At 67.3% G+C, this 20,202-nt stretch carries 23 protein-coding genes; 11 read left to right on the top strand and 12 right to left on the bottom strand.

What is annotated here, in order from left to right:
- Nucleotides 1-49 precede the first annotated feature (49 nt).
- Nucleotides 50-427 (top strand): hypothetical protein, encoded by a 378-nt coding sequence (locus ACLARN_RS28710; protein ID WP_409494587.1) that lies wholly within the window; start codon nucleotides 50-52, stop codon nucleotides 425-427.
- Between the two features lie 378 nt (nucleotides 428-805).
- On the opposite strand, the gene ACLARN_RS28705 is transcribed toward ACLARN_RS28710, so the two are convergent.
- Both ACLARN_RS28705 and ACLARN_RS28700 read right to left on the bottom strand, forming a co-directional pair.
- On the bottom strand, nucleotides 806-1,279 hold the full coding sequence (locus ACLARN_RS28705) for an SRPBCC family protein (RefSeq protein ID WP_409494586.1): 474 nt from the start codon (nucleotides 1,277-1,279) through the stop codon (nucleotides 806-808).
- Between the two features lie 272 nt (nucleotides 1,280-1,551).
- A complete protein-coding gene (locus ACLARN_RS28700) occupies nucleotides 1,552-1,758 on the bottom strand; it encodes a DUF2945 domain-containing protein (RefSeq protein ID WP_409494585.1) in 207 nt (68 codons plus the stop codon).
- 397 nt (nucleotides 1,759-2,155) lie between these two features.
- On the opposite strand from ACLARN_RS28700, the gene ACLARN_RS28695 reads away from it, so the two are divergent.
- The 6 genes from ACLARN_RS28695 (at nucleotide 2,156) to ACLARN_RS28670 (ending at nucleotide 6,961) form a co-directional block, all read left to right on the top strand.
- The gene (locus ACLARN_RS28695) at nucleotides 2,156-2,491 is read left to right on the top strand and encodes an STAS domain-containing protein (protein ID WP_409494584.1); all 336 of its coding nucleotides are present in this window, start codon (nucleotides 2,156-2,158) and stop codon (nucleotides 2,489-2,491) included.
- A 72-nt stretch (nucleotides 2,492-2,563) separates the two neighbouring features.
- Nucleotides 2,564-2,971: an SRPBCC family protein gene (locus ACLARN_RS28690; protein WP_409494583.1), complete on the top strand. Its 408-nt coding sequence runs from the start codon at nucleotides 2,564-2,566 to the stop codon at nucleotides 2,969-2,971.
- Between the two features lie 51 nt (nucleotides 2,972-3,022).
- On the top strand, nucleotides 3,023-3,466 hold the full coding sequence (locus tag ACLARN_RS28685; protein WP_409494582.1) for an SRPBCC family protein: 444 nt from the start codon (nucleotides 3,023-3,025) through the stop codon (nucleotides 3,464-3,466).
- Between the two features lie 25 nt (nucleotides 3,467-3,491).
- Entirely contained in the window at nucleotides 3,492-3,917 is a 426-nt protein-coding gene (locus tag ACLARN_RS28680; protein ID WP_409494581.1) for a DUF4383 domain-containing protein, read from the top strand.
- A gap of 369 nt (nucleotides 3,918-4,286) precedes the next feature.
- On the top strand, nucleotides 4,287-5,894 hold the full coding sequence (locus ACLARN_RS28675) for a phytoene desaturase family protein (protein ID WP_409494580.1): 1,608 nt from the start codon (nucleotides 4,287-4,289) through the stop codon (nucleotides 5,892-5,894).
- Nucleotides 5,895-5,905: 11 nt separating this feature from the next.
- Nucleotides 5,906-6,961, top strand: coding sequence for an NAD-dependent epimerase/dehydratase family protein (locus tag ACLARN_RS28670; protein WP_409494579.1), 1,056 nt, complete (start codon nucleotides 5,906-5,908; stop codon nucleotides 6,959-6,961).
- Here the strand turns inward: ACLARN_RS28670 and ACLARN_RS28665 are convergent.
- The 9 genes from ACLARN_RS28665 to ACLARN_RS28625 form a co-directional block, all read right to left on the bottom strand.
- The gene (locus ACLARN_RS28665; protein WP_409494578.1) at nucleotides 6,949-7,398 is read right to left on the bottom strand and encodes an SRPBCC family protein; all 450 of its coding nucleotides are present in this window, start codon (nucleotides 7,396-7,398) and stop codon (nucleotides 6,949-6,951) included. The genes ACLARN_RS28670 and ACLARN_RS28665 overlap by 13 nt on opposite strands.
- Nucleotides 7,399-7,802: 404 nt before the next feature.
- Entirely contained in the window at nucleotides 7,803-8,501 is a 699-nt protein-coding gene (locus ACLARN_RS28660; protein WP_409494577.1) for a GAF and ANTAR domain-containing protein, read from the bottom strand.
- 109 nt (nucleotides 8,502-8,610) lie between these two features.
- Nucleotides 8,611-10,152, bottom strand: a complete 1,542-nt coding sequence (locus tag ACLARN_RS28655; protein ID WP_409494576.1) for an FAD-dependent oxidoreductase — start codon at nucleotides 10,150-10,152, stop codon at nucleotides 8,611-8,613.
- The gene (locus tag ACLARN_RS28650) at nucleotides 10,149-10,886 is read right to left on the bottom strand and encodes a class I SAM-dependent methyltransferase (RefSeq protein ID WP_409494575.1); all 738 of its coding nucleotides are present in this window, start codon (nucleotides 10,884-10,886) and stop codon (nucleotides 10,149-10,151) included. Before ACLARN_RS28650 ends, ACLARN_RS28655 begins: the two co-directional genes overlap by 4 nt.
- Nucleotides 10,883-11,203 (bottom strand): lycopene cyclase domain-containing protein, encoded by a 321-nt coding sequence (locus ACLARN_RS28645; protein ID WP_409494574.1) that lies wholly within the window; start codon nucleotides 11,201-11,203, stop codon nucleotides 10,883-10,885. The genes ACLARN_RS28650 and ACLARN_RS28645 overlap by 4 nt, the downstream gene beginning before the upstream one ends.
- Nucleotides 11,200-11,541 (bottom strand): lycopene cyclase domain-containing protein, encoded by a 342-nt coding sequence (locus ACLARN_RS28640; RefSeq protein WP_409494573.1) that lies wholly within the window; start codon nucleotides 11,539-11,541, stop codon nucleotides 11,200-11,202. The genes ACLARN_RS28645 and ACLARN_RS28640 overlap by 4 nt, the downstream gene beginning before the upstream one ends.
- Before the next feature lies 1 nt (nucleotide 11,542).
- Nucleotides 11,543-12,508, bottom strand: a complete 966-nt coding sequence (locus tag ACLARN_RS28635) for a phytoene/squalene synthase family protein (protein WP_409494572.1) — start codon at nucleotides 12,506-12,508, stop codon at nucleotides 11,543-11,545.
- Complete coding sequence (gene crtI, locus ACLARN_RS28630) at nucleotides 12,505-14,025, bottom strand: phytoene desaturase family protein (RefSeq protein WP_409494571.1); 1,521 nt, start codon at nucleotides 14,023-14,025, stop codon at nucleotides 12,505-12,507. The genes ACLARN_RS28635 and crtI overlap by 4 nt, the downstream gene beginning before the upstream one ends.
- Entirely contained in the window at nucleotides 14,022-15,116 is a 1,095-nt protein-coding gene (locus ACLARN_RS28625; protein ID WP_409494570.1) for a polyprenyl synthetase family protein, read from the bottom strand. Before ACLARN_RS28625 ends, crtI begins: the two co-directional genes overlap by 4 nt.
- 150 nt (nucleotides 15,117-15,266) lie before the next feature.
- Here ACLARN_RS28625 and ACLARN_RS28620 point away from each other — a divergent pair, with 150 nt between their 5' ends.
- The 3 genes from ACLARN_RS28620 to ACLARN_RS28610 all read left to right on the top strand — a co-directional run bounded on the left by ACLARN_RS28620 (nucleotide 15,267) and on the right by ACLARN_RS28610 (nucleotide 18,353).
- Nucleotides 15,267-16,112, top strand: coding sequence for a MerR family transcriptional regulator (locus ACLARN_RS28620; protein WP_409494569.1), 846 nt, complete (start codon nucleotides 15,267-15,269; stop codon nucleotides 16,110-16,112).
- A 58-nt stretch (nucleotides 16,113-16,170) separates the two neighbouring features.
- Nucleotides 16,171-17,190, top strand: a complete 1,020-nt coding sequence (locus tag ACLARN_RS28615) for a DUF5914 domain-containing protein (protein ID WP_409494568.1) — start codon at nucleotides 16,171-16,173, stop codon at nucleotides 17,188-17,190.
- Nucleotides 17,191-17,618: 428 nt separating this feature from the next.
- Entirely contained in the window at nucleotides 17,619-18,353 is a 735-nt protein-coding gene (locus ACLARN_RS28610) for a GAF and ANTAR domain-containing protein (RefSeq protein WP_409494567.1), read from the top strand.
- A 440-nt stretch (nucleotides 18,354-18,793) separates the two neighbouring features.
- On the opposite strand, the gene ACLARN_RS28605 is transcribed toward ACLARN_RS28610, so the two are convergent.
- Entirely contained in the window at nucleotides 18,794-19,036 is a 243-nt protein-coding gene (locus tag ACLARN_RS28605; RefSeq protein ID WP_409494566.1) for a hypothetical protein, read from the bottom strand.
- 734 nt (nucleotides 19,037-19,770) lie between these two features.
- On the opposite strand from ACLARN_RS28605, the gene ACLARN_RS28600 reads away from it, so the two are divergent.
- Nucleotides 19,771-20,103, top strand: coding sequence for a MerR family transcriptional regulator (locus ACLARN_RS28600; RefSeq protein WP_409494565.1), 333 nt, complete (start codon nucleotides 19,771-19,773; stop codon nucleotides 20,101-20,103).
- Nucleotides 20,104-20,202 lie beyond the last annotated feature (99 nt).

The following is a 20,202-nucleotide window of genomic DNA, read 5'->3' as shown; positions in this document are numbered from 1 at the left end:
GATTCGTCAATGGCCCAACTTTCGCCACACGTGTCTGCGAGAGGCACCCATGGAGATTTTCTCAGCGGCCGCCCACTCCTTTGGGAAGACTTTCCTGCGACTGGACGTACACGGCCCGGTGCTCGGCCCCGCGACGGTGTTTCTGCAGAACCTGATCGTCAGCTCGATCGTGTTGACTCTTCCCGAGACGCTCGTGATCGACCTTCGCCACACGACATCGCTCGACCTGGCCGGCGTGAATACGCTGTTGACCGGCTACAACACTGCCATCGACCACGGCACGTCCTACCGCGTCTTACACGCCTGCGGCCCGGTCCGCGACCTTCTCCAGTTAACCCGCACCTGGGAAGTTCTCGCCGACAGCGACGACCTTGGCGCGCTGCTGGGTGCTGTTCTCTTGATACCCGACGCGGGTCCATCGAGCTGAACCGCGGAAAGTCGACGATCATTCACCGAATCCGGATACCCCGTGTCGACGAGTTCACCCTGGAGCCAAACGGTAAGCGGGAGGATGACGCGCCAAGGCGGATCCTCGTGCCGAGCAGGAGAGTTCTGTTCGTCGTCGGGTTCGGCGCCTTCTGCCGGATCTGTCGAGTGGCACCGCGTGTCAGTTCGTTGTCATTCATGTCTTCCGGTTACTCGGTGGTCTGTGGACCAATCATGGTGGTCGGACATGTTCTGGTGTGCAAAACGCGACCGATCCCCCTTCGAGAATGGCCCTCAAGAAGGGGAACCGGCCGCCATGAAGCGGCGAGCCTCCGGAGTGGAGCCCGCCGCAGGTCTTCGGCCTCGAGTGAAGCGAGTGTCAGCTCCCTTGCTGAGGCGCGCGATCGACGTCACCGCGCCAGGCGCCGGTTTCGTGACCGTCCCGGTTCTCGATGAACGTCTTGAAGCGGTCCAGGTCACTCTGAACGCGCCGGTCGATGATGCCGAACTTGTCCGCGACGTTCTCCACGAAACCATCGGGATCGATGTCCATCTGCACGGTGACGCGCGTGTGCGTGTCGTCGATGCGATGGACGGTCACGACGCCGGCGTGAGTGGGACCTGAATCGGACGTCCAAGCGACCCGCTCGTCGGGATGTTGCTCCGTGATCGTCGCGTCGAACTCACGGGTCACGCCCCCGATGCTGGTTTTCCAGTGCGTATGGGTTTCGTCGATCTGGTCGATCGAGTCGACGCCTTCCATGAACCGGGGGAAGTCGGAGAATTGGGTCCACTGGTTGTAGACCGCCGGAACGTTGGCTTCGACATCCACGGACTTCGTAACTGTGCTCATTGCGGCAGCTCCTCGAAGTGATGGTTCGGTTACCGCACCTGCGATGCGCGGGCACTCCCTGGATTACCCGCTGGGAGCGAGCGCAAACCGATCCATACTCGATTCACTCACGACCCGATCCCCTCGAAGGGAGACACCGATGGCCGCAACGCCCGCAGGCGACGACGTCGGCCGTGTGCGCACGGACGAGGTCGACGGCTTCCGGCGCCATTGACGCTCGACACGGCCGATGTCGTCACTCGGCCCGAGGCGAGACACAGCGTGCCGGTTGCTCAAATCTTCTCAAGAGCGTCGGGCTTATGGACCGCTTCGCCACCACTCTTGTCGCTCCGTACCAGATACTGCGGCTCCTCACGAGACGCACGCACTCTGCGCCCCGCCGCCTCGGTGTCGGAGGTGATCTCCTTCAAGATCTCGCCTTCAGCCTCTCCTCCGTGACTGTTCCAGCGAACCCTGTCGCCCCCGTGAAAAAGCTTCATCAGTGTCTCCTTCCACTCTCCGCCAGATCGCCGGATACCCGGGCAGCATCAGAACAAACCGATGCGAAAACGATTCATAATTCGAAAATCCCTGCTCAAAGAGGTGCGAAACGGCGTCAGCAGGCGTACGGTCGATGAGCGTGCGGTTCAGCCCACAGCTTCGCGCGACAGACGACCTGTCCGCAGCCGCAACAGCCTCGAATCCGTTCGAGCGCGGCCCGGCGACGCGCTTCCGCGAGTATCCCGCGTACCTCTCACTTGTAGGCCCGCGTCGTCCCGCTTCCCGGGAGACCACCTCATGCCTTCTTCGTTCCAGCCACCCATCGAACTCGATCACCGCCACACCGGCGACCGCCTAGGGTTCTATGCGCAGCATGTCGGGCCACAACCGACACGGGTGACCGAGCACGCCCACACCATCGACCTCCTCATCCTCACCGTGTCCGGCGAACTGGATGTCGCCACCGCCCCGCTGCTGCAAGGGAATCTGCGTCAGCCCTTGCCCGCCTGCACTTTGATCGACCTGACCCGGGTGACCTTCCTCGGCGTGGCAGGGCTGCGGGTACTGGAGACCGCCGCTTTCTCGGCTCGCTCCGAAGGTCGCCGGATCGGGCTGATCACCGCCTCTTCGAGCCTCCTGCGAATCTTGCGCTTGTTCGCACTCGACGTCCAGGCGCCGGTTTATCCGCGGTTGTCCGACGCTATGCGAGAAGAGTGCCCGCGCGACGTGTGAAGCCGACCCCACGGGGTAACCAGAAAACAGATCTTTCCAAAGGCGATAAAGCCCGAGTCGGAGTGGATATCCATGGGTAACTACCAGCAATCGATCACCATCGACGTGCCGCCGGCGCTGCTGTTCGCCTACCTCGCCGATGTACGAAATCTTCCGAAATACATGCCCCGGTTGACCTCTGCCGAGCCCGCCGGCGGCAACAAGGTCGACGTCACCGCACATATCGACCCCCATGATGCTCCTGAGCAGGAGGTGGCGGGACGAGCTTGGGTCAACGTGGTCGAAGACGGCAAGCGTCTGGAGTGGGGTGCCACTGGTCCGCACGACTACCGCGGCGAACTCCAGATCGGACCCGGCGACACACAGCAGAACGCCACCCTCGTCGTCGAGCTGCACACCGAACGCACCGAGGGGGATCAGGTCGACCAAGGGCTGAAGGAAACCCTTTCCGGCATCAAACAGGCCGCCGAAAACCACTGAACAAGGCCACCAGAGCAAGGCACCCAGCTTTCCAGATCGTGGAGGACAGAGATGGTCGAGGTAACCCGGAGTTTCACCGTCGACGCCGCCCCTGAGGTCGTCGTCGATTACCTGCGCGACTTCTCTCGCGCCGCCGAGTGGGATCCGGGAACGGTGACCTGCGAACAAATCAGCGCCGGCCCGGTCTCAGTCGGTACCCAGTGGCACAACGTGTCCAAGATCGGGGGAATGAAGACCGAGCTGACCTATGAATTGACCCGCCTCGAGCCTGGCCGAGTCGTCTTCGTCGGCAAGAACGACACCGCGACCTCGATCGACGACATCACAGTCGCAGTCGGCGACGAGAAAGACACGGCCGCGCTCACGTACCACGCCACGATCGAATTCCACGGGGCGGCGAAGCTGGCGGCACCCATCGCCAAGGTCGTTTTCGAGAAGATCGGCAAGGACACCGAGGACAGTCTGACCCAAATTTTCAGTGCCGCGAAAGAATGAGCACCGAAAAGACGGAGGTATTCCGATGAGTAAAACCGCGTCACTGTCTCTTCTACGCCTGACGGTGCTGATTCTTGCTCTCGTACACCTCGTCGTCGGCGTCCTGGGCTTCTTCTTCATGCCTGAGAACAACCAGGCCGGAGAGAACACGGTCTGGATTTTCAGCGCGACCGGGATGCTGGACCTCATCCGGGCCGCCACCGGGGTACTCGGACTCATCGCGGTACTGCGGCCACCTGTGATCGCCGTCTACAGCTGGTTCGTCTTCGTGGCCTTCGCTGGACTTACGGGCTTCGGCGTACTTTCCGCGGCCACCACGTCGGCCGGAGATGCGGTCAACCTCAACTGGGCGGACAACGTCCTTCACGCACTGACCTCGCTCGCGGCGCTCGTCGTCGCGGTCGCCGGTGTCCAACAGGCGAGCCGGGCTTCGGACGCGGTGCGCGAGTAGTCGGCACAGCTGGGATTTCCTCGCGCCGCAGCGTCGTCGGAACAGCGGTCCGACGAGTTTGTCGTACACCAGTGGCAAAAGCCGGAATCCGGTGACGACGAGCGGATTTCCGGGCCCGATCGGCACGGACATGTGCCTGCGGGGCCGGTCGGCCGGCCTCAGGATCGCGACGGCGACGAGTTCGGACAGGACATCGTCGAAGCGATCCGACCCGGTATCGATCTTGTTCAGCTTCGTGAGCAGTTGTTCGGCTTCGGCATGTTCCTTCTATCCGGCACCGGCGGCCGGATGCCCGCCCGGAGCCGTTTCCTTCCTTTTCGGGGCCCGGACGGTGAGGTTGAGTTCGCTCGGGCGGGGTATGCGGTGGGCATGACAGTCGATGCTTCGCGTGCCGAAATCGCGGACGCCGTGGTGATCGGGTCCGGGCCGAACGGCCTGGTGGCGGCCAACGTGCTGGCCGACGCCGGTTGGGACGTGCTGGTGCTGGAGGCGGCGCCGGAGCCCGGTGGCGCGGTCCGCACCGGGGAGATCACCGCACCCGGCTTCCGCAACGACCTGTACAGCGCTTTCTACCCGCTCGGGGCAGCGTCACCGGTGCTCACCGGGCTCGGCCTCGAGGAGTACGGCCTGCGCTGGCGGCATGCCCCGGCCGTGTTGGCGCACGTCCTGCCCGACGACCGGCATGTGATGCAATTCCGCGATCTCGACCGCACCGCGCGGTCCGTGGCCGGCTTCGACGAACGCGACGCCGACAACTTCAGGGCCGAGTACGAGAACTGGCGTCGAATCCGCGAACCACTCCTCGACATGATCACGCGCCCCTTCCCGCCGGTGCGCTCGGGCGGTCGGCTGCTGAAGACGCTGGGCGCGGCGGAATCGCTGCGGCTGGCCAGGATGCTGACGCTGACCGCACGTGGACTCGGCAAGGAACGGTTCGCCGGAACAGGCGCCCGGATCCTGCTGGCGGGCAACGCGATGCACACCGACCTGGGCCCTGATCAGGCGGGGAGCGGCATTTTCGGCTGGCTGCTGACCATGCTCGGCCAGGACGTCGGCTTCCCGGTCCCGGAGGGCGGAGCCGGTCGCCTCACCGACGCGCTGGTCACCCGGTTGAAGGCCAAAGGCGGGCAGATCGCCTGCGGCCGCCCGGTCACCAAGGTGATGCTCTCGGACGGCCGGGCGGCAGGCGTCCAGGACGCCGAGGGGCGGCTGGCCCGCGCACGCCGGGCCGTCCTGGCCGACATACCGGCGCCGGTCCTCTACCGGGACCTCGTCGGCGTCGAGCACCTTCCCCCACGGCTCGTGTCCGATTTGGACCGGTTCGTCTGGGATGACGCCACGATCAAGGTGGACTGGGCGCTGTCCGCGCCCATCCCGTGGACCGCCACCGAAGTCGGCCAGGCGGGCACCGTCCACATCGGTGCCGACCTCGACGGTCTCGCCGATGTCGGCAACGACCTCGCTTGCGGCCGGGTGCCCCGCGATCCCTTCCTGCTGCTCGGGCAGATGACCACGACCGATCCGACAAGGTCACCCGCCGGCACCGAAACGGCCTGGGCCTACACCCATGTGCCCAGGGGCGAGCCGTGGACGGCTTCCGGACTGCGCCGCCACGCGGACCGGATCGAACAGGTCATCGAGCGGCACGCCCCGGGGTTCCGCGAACTGATCGTGGGCCGGTCGGTCGCCGGGCCCACCGAACTGGAGGAGGGCAACCCGAGCTTGGTCGAAGGTTCGATCAACGCCGGTACCGCGGCCATCCAGCAGCAGTTGTTCTTCCGCCCGGTGCCGGGGCTGGGCCGTGCCGACACGCCGATCGAACGGCTCTTCCTCGCCGGGGCCTCGGCGCATCCCGGGGGCGCGGTCCATGGCGCGCCCGGATCCAACGCCGCTCGCGCCGCCCTCGCCGGCGACGGCTGGACCGGCGGCGTCTACCGCGCGACGGTGCGTGCCGCGCACCGGGTGCTCTACCGATGAGGACTCCTGGCATGAAAATCGTCGTGACCGGTGCGAGCGGGAACGTGGGAACGGCTCTGCTCCGGGAACTGTCCGCCGAAGGCTGCGAGATGACCGCAGTGGCCCGTCGGCGGCCCGACACGAGCGTCGAGCCGTATTCGCCGGCTCGCTGGATCGAGTGCGACATCGGCGCGGACGGCGCCGAGCCGGTGCTGGCGGAAGCCTGCGCCGGCGCGGATGCCGTGGTGCACCTCGCCTGGGCGATCCACCCCCGTGCCGGGGACCCGCCGATGCACCGGACCAATGTGACCGGAAGTGCGAACGTGTTGAGTGCGGCCGCCGGCGCGGGCGTGGAACACGTGGTCTGCGCGTCCTCAGTCGCCGCCTACACTCCGGCCGACCGATGGCGCTTCGTCGACGAGACGTGGCCGTGCGACGGTCTGAACGATAGTGCTTACAGTGCGGGAAAAGCCGCGTTCGAAACCCAGCTCGACGAATTCGCCGGTCGCCACCCCGAGATCCGGCTGGCCCGGATCCGCCCCTGCGGGATCGTGCAACGGGACGCGGCGGCGGAGTTCACCGGCTGGCTGCTCAGCCCCTGGGCGCCGCGTCCGCCGCTGGGCAGCCGATGGCTTCCCGTGCCACTGTGGCCGGGCCTTCGACTGCAGGCGGTGCACTCGGCCGATGTGGCACAGGCGATTCGGCTGATCCTGACGCGCCGGGCGACGGGTCCGTTCAACCTCGCCGGCGACCCGGTGCTGAAAAGCCGGGATCTCGCGGCGCTCGCGGGCGGACTCAGGATTCCCGTGCCGCTGACACTGCTGACCGGTCTGGCGTGGCCGAGCTGGCGGCTGGGGCTGCAGCCGTTGCACCCGGCCTGGCTGCGGCTCGCGGATCAAGCGTCCCTTGTGGACACTCGCCGGGCCAGAGAAGAACTCGGCTGGGAGCCGCGGTACGACGCCACTTCCACGGTGACCGGCCTCCTCGATGCCATCCGGTCCGGCCACCACGGCCACAGCGGTCCGCTGGACCCGCCCCGCGACCGCGTCCGGCTCGGGCGGCCCAGCCATCAGGATCAGGCGGGTTGAGCCTTCCTCCCGACCGCGAGATCCGCGAGGCGGCGTAACGACTCCCGGTTTCGCGGTATCAGCAACGCGGCCTGCGCGGCCTTCGGAAGCAGCCGGCCCGGACCTCGAGTCGCTTCTTCGAACATGCGTACTTCGGTGCTGCCTGGCTCGTTTTCGGTCAGTTCGAGCCGGATCCTGGCCGTGCCGAACGGCCATGCCCGCGCGTCCAGTTCCAGCAAGCGCGGGGAATCCACGACATGAACCTTGGTGACATCGTTGATCAACAGCGGCCACGGCCCGACACTGTGATGAATCAGTGCTCCCGGCTCCGGCCAACCCGTATCCACGTCGCGGATGTGCGACGCGCCCACCACCCAGCCCGCGTAGGTCCAGCCGTCGGCGAGCACCGCGAACACGCACTCCGGGGAAGCACGCACTGTCATCGTTACCTCGATCATGGATTCACCCGTCCGTAATCGCAGTCGAGCGCCTCTGTCCACCTTCACAGAATGCGAATACCCGGCGGCCGTACCCGCAAACGGGTCTCATCGTGTGTCGCCGGGCGGACTTGCGCCCAACCGAGACATTCCGATGAACGAACGTGCGACCGAATCGTCACTGCGGCCGGTGGCGCTGGTCATCGCGCTTGTCCATTTCGTGCTGGGTGTACTCGGCTTTTCTTCTTGCCCGAAAGCACGCACAAAGCCATCAGCGCCATCCGACCTGGGCGGAGTCACCGCGGGGCGGCTGCGGCGCACCATCGGCCCGTTCGTCCGCAACCGGCCCCACGCCGCGTTCGGGCTCGCCGTCGTCTACGGACACGCCAGCAGCGTCATCGGCGCGCACTACGGATATCGCGAGGTCACAGTTCGAGGCGGTTCTCGACGACCCAGGTGGCGACCTGGATCAGTTTCATGTTGGTGTTCTGCGAGGACTCCACGAGCAGCCGGAACGCCCGCACGGCGTCGAGGTCGTGGCGTTGCATGAGGATGCCCTTGGCCATGCCGATCATGTCGCGGTTCTCCATCGCCACATGCAAGCGGGCTTCCGTCTGCGCCCCGGTGAGCGCGATCGCCGCATGGGCGGCGAACAGCTTGCCCTCCTCCTCGGTCTGATCGCTGAACGCGTCACGAGCACGGGAATAGAGGTTCAGCGAGCCGAGTGTGGTGTCGGTGACGAACAATCGGTACGACAACATCGAACGCACCCCGGTCTCGGCCGCCGCGGGAGTGAACGCCGGCCAGCGATCCTCTGTGGCGAGGTCGCCGGTGCGGAAGATCTGGTGCTCGGTGATCGCGTCCAGGCACGGGCCCTGGCCCGTGCGGTACTGCACCTCGTCGATCGTGACCACGACCTCGCCGGTCGGCGCGACCGTCCGCACCTGATCCCCCCGCTCGACCAGCGAGATTCCGGCGTACTCCGCACCGTCGACATGATCGACCGCGGCCTTCACGATCGCTATGAGGGTGGACTCGACGTCGGGCTCGGCCTGCAACGTGCGAGCGATACCACCGAGCGTCGCGCCCAAGCTCCCGCCGACAACGTTCTCGATCTCGTTCACCGGCAGCCTCCTTCGTCATAAACCGCGGAGACCAGCGTAACGAGCCGGACGAGACGCTGTGACCACCGCACAGGTGTGGTCTCCAGCCGCAGGTGAAGGCCTCCCGCGGTCATGACGTCCGGCGTTCGCGACGCGCCAGCCGATTGAGCACCCGGAGCCGTCCGTGGTTCGGGACGGAGTGGGTCGGATGGCCCGCGACGCCCCAGTGCGACAGCAACGTGTTGGCGGCGGCCCAGCCGGTGGCGGCCGCGCGTTCCATGAGCGCCACCGGCAGGTCGATCCGGATCCCGTCGCCCGCCAGGACCAACCCGGGCACCGGCGTGGCGACGGACGGCCTGCGGGCGAAACCGCCGACTTCGAACAGCGGACAATCCTGACGCCACAGGTCGATCTCGCCTACGACCCGCGCGTCCGCGGTTTCCGGATAGATCTCGTGCAACCGTTTGTCCATCTGGCGCGCGAGAACCTGGATGTCCTCGGTCGGCGCGGCATACGCGTGCAGTTCCACGACGGAGCCACCGGTTCGAGCCGTCCAGCGCTTGGCTTCGCTCTCATAGCGGTCCAGAAGGCTGATGTTGTCCAACGGGGGAAGGCTTCCGGTACCGAGGAAAGCGGGCCGTTCGGGCAGCACCGGGCGGTTCAGCCACAAGCGCCGGACGAGAAATCCGGGTGCGGCGCGGAGCCTGCCGATCCCTTCCCGCCAAGCGGAGGTGGCGAGATCCGGCGACGACCCCACGATGGCTTTCAGCCCGCTCACTTCGCAGGCCAGGACGACCGCCTCGAACCCGGCCGTGCTGTCCGCCGTCTGCACCTGAAAGCCGGTTCCCGCGCTTTCGATGGCCTCGACCTGGACTCCGGTGTGGATGGTGACCCGGCGGTCGGCGAGGTAGTGCGCGAGCGGTGTCCAGAGTGCTTCGGGGAAGGGATCAGCCGGGACGTCGAAGAGGAGGCCTTCGTTCGAACCGAGGAAGTACAGGTGGAACATCGTCGCCAGTTCAGCGGCGGAAAGCTCGGCCGGGTCGGCGAAGAAGCTGCGTGAAAATACTTCGAACGCCAGATGCCTTGCGGCCACGGGGAAGTTGATGGCTTCCAGAAAGGACTCGGCGTCGACATCGTCGAGTTGCCGATAGATGCCGGGAACACTCGCCGTGGCCAGCGGAAGGGCGGCTTTCGGCTTGAGAGCGAGCAAATCGCGCAACCCCATGGTCGGGCTGCGCACCGCGAAGGCGAAGGCATTGAGCAACGGTGTCTTCGGCAGTCCGGCGAACGTGTCGGTGTGGCCTTCCTCGTCGATCAACGGATAGTCCTCGACGGGGGTGAGCCGGTCCAGGCCTGGATCGGTACGTGTCAGCAGGGCGCGCAGGTTGTAGTACTGCCGGAAGAAGGCGTGGAAGCCCCGGCTCATGGTCACCGGTGTCCCGTCGGGCAGCCGCTCGGCCCAGCCGCCGACCCGGCCGCCGAGGTGGTGTTCCCGTTCGTAGAGGGTGACGTCGATGCCGCGTTCGGCGAGGGCGGTCGCCGCGGTGAGCCCGGCGATGCCCGCGCCGACCACGGCTGCGCGGGGCCGCCGAACCAGCAGGCCCGCGGAGGACAGCCCGCTGGGCGCCGGGTGGGTCACCAGCTTCCGGTCATGGCCGAGAGGCGCGGTCATGTGGTCTCTCCAGATGCGGTACCGGCGACGGTGTGGACGATGCCTCGCTGCCAGCCGGGCATCGTGGCGGCTTCGACGTCCACCAGCCCGGCGTGGCGCAAGCGTTGCTCCAGTGCGGAGACACCGTCGAAGGCCAGCACACTGCGGCGAAGGTGCCGGTGCAGGGTGGCGTCACCAGTGACGACCTTGCCGAGCGGGATGATGATCGAAGCGCAGACGGTGTTCCACACCAGTCTCGCCCGCCGGGAATCACGCACCGAGTACTCGTGGACGGCCATCCGCCCGCCAGGCCGGAGCAGGGAGACGAGCTTACGTAGCTGAACATCCGGCTCGGCCAGGTTGCGCACCAGATAGGCGGCGAGGATCCCGTCGAACGGGCCGGCGACCTCCGTCCCGCTCAACTGCTCCACTGTGGAGTGTTCGAAGTGGACGGTGGCCGGCCAGGTCTTGCGACGCGCTTCGGCGAGCATGGCCGCCGAGCCGTCGAAGGCGGTGATGCGGGCCTTCGGCAAGACTTCGAGCAAGGCAGCGGTGGAGGCCCCGGTGCCGCACCCCGCGTCGAGCAGGTGCAGACCGGCACCGTCCGCGGGCAATCCGAGCCGTCGCACCGAGATCCGCAAATGCTCGTGATAGCCGGGACTTGCGCCGACCAGCCGATCGTAAGAGGGTGCTTCGACGTCGAACGCGGTGGGCACGGCGGCCCTGGGCAGGCCGTCGTCCGCGAGGCGGTTCACGTGCGCTCCTCCTTGGTCTTCTCGCGTTCCCAGACCAGCAGGACCGAGGTGATGAGCGCGAACCCGAAGAGGAAGTCCTCGACCGGGATGTCCCACGGGAACCGGATGCCGGTGATGTGTTCCGGGGCGTAGCGCACGATCGGGCCGGACAACTTCGTCAGCCAGCCGTCGACAGGGATCTGGAAGGCGGTGACGATGGCCATGCTGATCCAGTAGGCCGGTTTGCGGAACAATCCGGTCCGCAGGACGCGCAGTTCGAGCAGCACGACGGCGAACACGGCCACGATCGCGGGAAGGGTGTACCCGAGTGGGATCATCGCCGGGCCTTCCTCCGGCCCAGCTGCCGCACGAACGCCGGGGCCAGCCCGACGGCTTCGTAGGTCAGCACACCGCAGATCGGGATCACCACGAAGAACAGCACCTCTTCGAGCGGAATGCCGAAGGGGAACCGGATGCCGGTGACCCGGTCCGGGGCGTAGTCCCAGACTTCGGCGGCGATCGCGAGCGCGTCCCAGACGAGGAAGACCAGTGCGGCGGGCAGCACCGCCCGCGCCAGCAGGCGCGGGCTCCGGTACACACGCGCTCCGGCGAATTCGAGCGGCAAGGTGATCAGCACACAGGCCCCGAGCACGATCAGGTATTCGGCTTTGCCCATGTCACGGCACCGCCACCGCGACCGGGTCCGGTGCCTGATGGCGCACGCGCGACCAGTAGGCCCTGGCCAGGGCGCCGCCCGCCACCCGCAGCCGTCGCGAGCGGGAAACCTTGGCCCTGCGGGAAAAGACGTTGTACCCGGCCTGTTCGATACAACCGAGGATCTCCGAGTACAGGATGAACGCCGTGGCGACGCAGGGCCGCGACACCGGATGCAGCATGGTGATCCCCAGCCTGGCCTCGGCATAGATCGCCCGTGTGATGGCGACCTGCTCGACGAGCGCGTCACGCACCCGATCGTCGACCCGCTCTCCATCCGCGCACCAGCGCAAGCGCTCACGGTCGACGTCGAACGCGGCGAGCTCGTCCGCCGGCAGGTAGACCCGGTCCCGGGCGAGGTCCTCGGCCACGTCCCGCAGGAAATTCGTGAGCTGGAAGGCTTTGCCGAGGCTCGCCGCGTACGGCGCGGCCTCCTGCCGCGAGGTGACCGTGCCCAGCACCGGAAGCATCTGCAACCCGATTACCTCGGCCGAGCCGTGCATGTAGTAGTCGAGCGCGGACCTTCGCGGGTAGTCGGTGACGGTGAGATCCATCCGCATCGACCGGAAGAAGGCCCGGAAATGTTCGTCGGGGATCCCGTAGCGTGTGACGGTGTCGACAACGGCCTGGAGCACCGGATCGTCGTCCCGGTCCGCGGCGAGCGCGGAGAAGAATCGCTCTTCTGCGGCATCCAGTTCGGCCGCGATGGTCGCGGAAGTCGCTCCGGGTGCGGGCTCGTCGACGATGTCGTCCAGCATCCGCGCGAACCCGTAGAGCGCGTGGACGGCGGGGCGCTGAGCGGGAGCGAGCATCCTGGTGGCGAGGAAGTACGTCCGTCCGTGCCGGGCGTTGAGTTCGCGGCAGTCCCGATAGGCCGATCGCAGCGCGGGTTCTTCGATCCCGGCGGCGTCGAGTTCCATTCGTGTCATGGAAGGTTCCCCTCTGCGAGATCGATGGTGGAGTGGCCGGGTACGCGGTGCGCTCCGGTGATCCGGTCGGCGGCGAGCCTGCCGGACAGCAGTACGGTCGGGACGCCGACGCCGGGTACCGTCCCCCCACCGGCGAGAACGGCGTTCTCGGTTCCCCGCGGCAGGTTCCGCGGCCTGAACGGTCCTGTTTGGACGAACGAATGCGCGTAGCTGAACGGGGTACCGGCCACCATGCCCTGTGCGGCCCACTCCGCCGGGCCGATCACGTGCCGGGTATGAGGGTCGAGGTCGGGCAGCAGTCGCTTGCGGACCTCGTCGAGGACGGCTTCCGCATACGGCTCTGTCCGACGGCTCCAGTCGATCGGGCCGCGTTCGAGGTTCGGCACCGGCGCCAGAATCGACAGCAGGTTCGTGCCCGGAGGCGCCAAGGTGGGATCGGTGACGGTCGGCCGGGTGATCAGCAGCGAGGGGTCGGTCATGAGCCGCCCGTCGTCGATCAGTTCGCGAAACGTGCCGGCCCAGGCCTCGCCGAACGAGATCGTGTGATGACCGACGTCCGGCCAGTCGCCGCCCGCACCGACGTGCACCACGAGCGCCGACGGCGCGGCGGAAAGAGAGATCGGCCGGCGCGGAGTCCGGCCGAGGAGCCGACGGCTCTCCGGCAGTTCGCCGGTCAGGAGCACGGCGTCACAACCGATCCGCGCACCTGACTCGGTGATGACACCGGAGACACGGTCACCGTTCCGCTCCAGTGTGGCGGCGCCGTCGCCGTAGCGGAACTTCACACCGGCCGTTTCGGCGGCCGACGCGAGGGCACGAGGAAGCTCGGCGATGCCGCCGCGCGGAAAGAACACCCCGCCGACGGTGTCCATAGAGGAGATCACCGCGTAGAGCGCCAGCGCCTTCATCGGAGAGGTGCCCGCATAGAGGGCTTGAAAGGTGAACACCCGCCTCAGCCGTTCGTCCTGCAGGAAGGACGAGATCCTGGGTTCGAGCCGCCGGAAGCCGCCGAGCGCGACCAGCCGGGCGAGATCCCGGGAAGCCAGGCTCAGTGGCGAGTCGATGTTCGAGGCGATGAAGCGGTCGAATTCCGCCCGGTAAAGGCGGACGAGCCAGCCGCGCAGGCGTAAGTAGCCCGCCGCCTCGGCCGGGCCCGCGAACTCTCGGACAGCTTCGGCCATGACGTCGGGGTCGGTGTGCACCGCCAGGCGAGTCCCGTCGGCGAAACGTGCCGTGTACGCCGGGTCCAAGCGACTCAACGTCAAGTAGTCGTCCATCTCGGCACCGGCTGCCGCGAACGTGTCCCGCACGACCCCCGGCATGGTCAGCACGGACGGCCCGGTGTCGAACCGGTGGCCATCGAGCTCGACCAAGGCCACACGTCCGCCGGGGCTGGGATTCCGTTCGATCACGGTGACCTCGCGGCCGCGTCCGACGAGGTGCAGCGCCGCGGAGAGCCCGGACAATCCCGCACCCACGACCGTCACCTTGTCCGTCCTGCCCGGGATCGTCTTCATCGCCGGCGATCCGTGCATCGGGCCGCCAGCAAGGTCAGCGCGTCGAACGCGGGCCGGGGCAGGTCGACGAGATCGACGGCTTCCAGAGATCGGGTCACCCGGGCGTCGATCAGCTTCTCGAGCTGTTCGGGCGCACCGGTCGCGGTGATCACGTCTCGCAACCGGTCCACCGTGACGTCGTCGATCTCCCCGGCCAGAAGTGCGTCGATCTCCTGCCGTTCCTGGTCAACGGCCAGATCGAGCGCGAGGACGACCACGCTGGAAGCCTTTCGGTCGCGCAGGTCCTGGCCGGCGGGTTTGCCGGTGACCGCGGGGTCGCCGAAGGTCCCCAGCAGGTCGTCCCGGAATTGGAAGGCCTCCCCCACCGAGCCGCCGTACTCGCCGAGCGCCGCCATCACCGTGCTGTCGCAACCCGCCAGCGCGGCGCCGAACTCCAGCGGCCTCCGCACGGTGTAGTTGCCGGACTTCCGGCGGAGGACGTCGAGGACCGCGTCCCAGCTCGGCCGTCTGCGGGAATCGTTGACCAGATCCGCCAGCTGACCGGCGGCCAGTTCGGCACGCATGTCGTCATACAGCGGCCAGCCGCGCGCCAATGCGTCCTGGCCGAGCCCGCTCTCGCGCAACATCCGCTCGGCCCAGACCAGGAACAGATCACCGGTCAGGATGGCGGCCGATGCGCCGAAACGGTCCGGCGAGCCGCTCCATTGCTGCTCGTCGTGCCATCGGGAGAAGCGCGTATGCAGGGCCGGGCGTCCACGGCGAAGGGCCGAAGCGTCCATGACGTCGTCTTGTGCCAAAGCGAAACAGTGAAGCAGTTCCAAACTGGACGCCGCACGGGCGGCGTGGTCGTCCTCGGGTGCTCCGCAGCGCCAGCCGACGTATGCCATCATCGGCCGCAGGAACTTCCCGCCGCGTACGAATTCCGGGATGGCCCGCACGGCGACCGCGCCTTCGCCACGGCCCGCGAAGAGCCGCTCGCACTGGTCGGCGACGAAAACGTCCGCGTAGGCCTGACAGCGGAGACGCACGGAATCCAGCCATCGCCGCGTATCGACCGTGGCCGGAGGGAACTCTTCGGTGGTCAGGCCCATGCGGGCTCCTCCCAGCGGCGCGCCGATCGATGCGTCGTCGTTTCAAGTGGTGGTGCGGGCGCTCAGTGGGTACCCAGAGGAAGCGGATGTACTCATATCCGTCGATTCAGTGATCCCTGCAGCGAAAGCGCAGCGGTCCAGGAGGTTTCAGTGGGATCGTGGACACCGGGCAAAGTCGCCCTCGAGCTGGGGATCTCGCCGGTGACCCTCCGGACCTGGAGCGCGCGTTACGGGGTGGGTCCGATCGCCTCCGAAGACGGCGGCCACCGCCGGTTCTCCGATGCCGACATCCGGCGATTCCGGCACATGCGACGGCTCATCGACCGCGGGATGCGACCGCGCGAGGCCGCGACCACGGCATTCGGCGCCGCCCCACCACCGGTGTCGGTCACAGACAGCGTCCGTGAGCTCGGAGAGGCGGCCGAACAGATGCGGTTCGCCTCCATCGCCGCGCTTCTCGACGAAGCCTTTCGGTCGCTCGGGCCGGCCGGGGCCTGGACCGACGTGATCGTCCCCGTCCTGCGGCACCTCGAAGACCGGTGGCTCCGGGGCGATGTCTGCTTCGAGTCCGAATGGGCCCTGACGTCCGAAGTCTCACTCGCGTTGCAGCGCTACAGCGCCTCCCCCGAACAGGTTCCGCCCGAGCGCCCCGTGCTGCTGGCCTGTTGTCCTCACGAACGGCACTCGCTCCCGATGGAGGTGCTGCGTGCCGCGTTGGTGGAGATCGGGCTGCCCGCGCTGTTCCTCGGGCAGATGGCCCCCGCCGAGATGACGATGAGCGCGGCCGCGAGGCTCGCACCGAGCGTCGTGCTCTTGTGGGCCATGTCGGCGAGCACCGCCGACGACGTCCTGGCCCAGCGACTCAAGGACGGCGGATCGGCGGTCGTCACCGCCGGGCCGGGCTGGGAGCGGCTCGTCGACCACCGCGGCGACCGGGACGGTTGGGTCGGCGACCTGTCTGCCGCGCTGGATGCCGTGCAGGACCGCTGCACATGATCTCGCGGCGAATGGGCACCCGGTACGCAGCACCCGCGCCCCCGAATCAGGAGCTGTCATGAACTTGACGCGGAAACTCGCCCGCCGGTGGCCGCGCGACTGGCCTGTCCAGCCGTTCGGCGAGGCAAGCTGGGCACGGCAAGAACCGACGTTCCGCGACTGCGCGCCGGCCGTGATCGAGGCCGCCGTCAAACGCGCCGACGCGAGGCCGTCAGGCAACTGGTATGTGCTGGCCGCGAGCCGCGAGATCCGTAGCGACCGCCCGTTCGGGACCATCATCGGGGGACACGAACTGGTCGCCTGGCGGACCCGCGACGGCGAACTGGTCGTCGGGCCGGGCGCCTGCCCCCACCTCGGCGCGCCGCTCGCACAGGCACGTCTCGACTGCGGCGAACTCGTCTGCCGCTGGCACGGCATGCGAATCGGGCCAGGGAAAGGCGCGGGATGGTCGCCGGTACCCGCCCACGACGACGGTGTGCTCGCCTGGGCGCGGCTGGACGGCTTGGGCGGCGAGCCGCCCACCGAGCGTCCGGTCGTGCCCGAACGACCTGCTTCGCATCAAAGTTTCGACGCGGTCGCCACGATGACAGGTGTCTGCGAACCCACCGACATCGTCGCCAACCGCCTCGACCCCTGGCACGGCGCCTGGTTCCATCCGTACTCCTTCGCCCGGCTCAAGGTCCTCGACGCGCCGCGAACCGTGGACGTGTCCGAAGAGGACGATCGGTTCGTCGTCGAGGTCACCTTCCGGCTGGCCGGCAAATGGGGTGTACCGGTGATCGCGGAGTTCATCTGCCCAGAACCGCGCACCGTGGTCATGCGCATCGTCGACGGCGAAGGCATGGGCAGCGTCGTGGAAACCCACGCCACGCCAAGGGGCAACGGCCCTGACGGCAGGCCGCGGACCGCGGTCGTCGAGGCGGTGGTCGCCTCCTCGGACCGCCGCGGTTTCGGCGCCGCCCGCATGATGGCGCCGGCACTGCGCCCACTCACGCGCCGTACGGCCGTGCGGCTCTGGCGGGACGACCTCGCCTACGCCGAACGCCGTTATCACCTGCGCACCGACGGCCCGCGATAGCCGGCGGCGCGAGACAGCATCCAAGCGTGGGCGTCGCAGAGACGACGCCCTGCATCTTGAACTGCGGATCATCGGGGCGCTGGCCGGACTGTTCGCGCTCCTTCAAGAACGCAGAATCCCCATCCCCGCCATGCGCGACGGCGCCATGCTCGACGCCCTCCCAACCTGCCGCCGATCGTGGTCAGCGACCTGTTCGGGCTCCACCCGGCCTCCAGTGGAAGTCGCAGGGCGAGGCGGACATCCGGCGTCGGCGCGTCGTCACGGTCCGGCGATCGACCCGGACCTGCACGGACACGCCGACGGCCAGGTGGACGAGTTTAGGAATCAGGTCCCACGAGGTATTGATATGTAGCGCGCAACGCATCTGCAACGGGCTTCGGACCGGCACCCAGTGCAGGATACGGACGTTCACGGCGAAGGAGGTAACGATGTCCAGTCCTGACACGGTCGCGGGCGAAGGCCTCGGTGCGGTGCTCGGCACGATCGCGCGTACCCTGCAGGCCGAACCTGACGTCGACACGACTCTCACCGCGATCGTCACAGCCGCCGTGAACCAGGTGACCGGCACCGACTGTGCCGGGATCTCCCTGATCGAACGCGGCAAAATCCGGACCGTCGCTCCCACCGACGACGTGGTGACCGCGATCGACGAGGTCCAGTACCGCACCGGGCAGGGCCCGTGCGTCGATGCGATCGCCGAGCACCAGATTTTCCGCACTGGCGACCTCACCGCCGAGACACGCTGGCCCGCGTTCACCCCCGCGGCCACCGCGACCGGGATGCGGTCGATGCTGGCCTACCGGCTCTTCGTCAGCGACACCACTCTCGGCTCACTCAACCTCTACTCCCGCAGCGTCGACGCGTTCAGCGACCAGACCGAACGCGACGGCCACGTGTTCGCCTCCCACGCCGCGATCGCCCTGACCGCGGCCCAGACCGAAGCGGAACTGCAAGTCGCGCTTGAACATCGCGACGACATCGGCATGGCCAAGGGCATCCTGATGGAACTCCACGGCATCGACCCCGTCCAGGCGTTCCGGATGCTCGTCGAGTCCTCCCAACACACCAACATGAAGCTGCACAAGATCGCCGCCTGGGTCGTCGAGCACCACCGCGAACTACAGCCTGCGGTAGCACCGACTGAGACTCGTCACCGGCGGTGAGTGTGGCAGCACTCGACCATGGGTACCAGAGCAAGTGGCGGTCGGTCGGTTGAGAAAACAGCTTGCCGGCTGCCGCAGCAACTGGGGGTTGCACTTCTCCACGCCACGGCGAATAGCGCGGGCGTCGAATACTGCCCTGTTCCCGGTCTCGCCGCGATCGACTGACCGCTTTCCGATGCCCTGATCGGCGTGGGAAGCGGACATGACGTCGCGGTTCTGGAGGCTGTTCGGCGTCGGACCTCATGGCTGTCTCCGAGGAACCGTCGGCACCGCTCGCGCTTCCCTTCACACGGAAGCCGCCCGGGCCGTTCCGTCGCCGCCTGCCCCACCACCGGCCCGCCGAACACGCCGCCGATCCCGGGACACCGAAAGAAGTGGGCGGCCGCGCATACGGTGACGTCTGAGGGTCTCGCCGGGTCACAGCCGCCCCTGGGGCGGATTCACGCGCCGAGTCGGCTGTAAAGGCGTCCAGCGAGGGTGGCGGCGAGCTGGTTGAGGTGTCCGGTGGGATCGAGCTGGGCGTACTGGCGCAGCAACTCCGCGACGACGTCGCGCACACCGGACAGGCCGAACGGATCCTGTCGCGCGGTCGAGCCGGTCAGCCCGCGCTTCCCTTTCGAGTGATACCGCCTACCGGCCTCCCGCGTTGACCTGCGGATCTCCGGTCCTTGACGCTCCACCACGCCGAGACCTGAACAAATCTATGGTGGCGAGGGTAGACATTCAATGCCGGACGTGTGTAGTGTTCTGCTCATACCGAGAGAGACAACGTCAAGCAGGCGCGGGAGATGACGGAACTACCCGCGAGGTGAGACAAGACGGTCAGGCAGGACGAAGCCAATCAGGGAACAGGTTTCGACTGGTGACCGGTGAAGTACCGGGATCGAGAAGTGAAGACGCAAGCAGTAACGCCGATCCCGGCGAAGCAGTGAATTTGCCCCAACGCAGTACACAGTTGCAAGTGATTCAGCAATACACGCAGTACGAAGTTGCAAGTCAATGGCAAGTCAGATGGTGCAGGACCGGTCAGGTGGCCGGAGCCGATATCGGACGGGGCTCCGGGCAGTGACCAGCGGCGTGACGCGTGCTGGGACCGATCAGTGAAAGGGTTCCAGCCGGTGACGACCGCAGCAGTAGCAGTACAGCAAGTGGTACACAGTAAGGAAGAAAGGGAAAGGGAACATCATTGGATCGCCCGCCGCGGCTGGAAGGTAGTGCCGCGCGGGTACCGCAGTCCCATCGGATTGGAAGGTGGTTCTCGGTTACGAATAAGCGATCTCCGCATCGTCCACCTCTCGGACGGACACCGCGGATACAGGAATCCGGCCTCGTTGCCGGCTGACAATGGTGATACCTGAAACCCTGGGACCCCGGGCGCCGCACTGGCACCCGGGGTCCCTTGTGATGTGGAGGTGGAATGATCCCTGACCAACGCGACACCCCCGTTTCCAGCGGGGCCGACAAGTTCGACGACGACCACTACCCCGCCTACACCATGGGCCGCGCCGCGGACATGCTGGGCGCCACCCAAAACTTCCTGCGCAGCCTCGACGAGGCCGGCCTGATCACACCCCAGCGCTCGGCAGGCGGACACCGTCGCTACTCCCGGCACCAGCTGCGCATCGCCGCGCGTGTGCGGGAACTGGTCGATCAGGGCACCGGCGTCGACGCCGCCTGCCGCATCGTCTCCCTCGAAGACCAGCTCCACGAATCCCAACGCCAGAACACCGAACTCCGCGCCGCCGAATAGTCGGGCCGGAGATGCCGCAAGGCCCCGCAGCGCACCCCGGGCGGCTGGGAGCGTCCGAGCGCCGGGCCGTCAGCTCGGTCCGGCCGGTGTGCACATCCG

This window comes from Amycolatopsis sp. cmx-11-12 (assembly GCF_046269425.1).
In the GTDB taxonomy this organism is placed as follows: Bacteria; Actinomycetota; Actinomycetes; order Mycobacteriales; family Pseudonocardiaceae; genus Amycolatopsis.
This window is presented reverse-complemented; position numbering and strand designations above follow the sequence as displayed.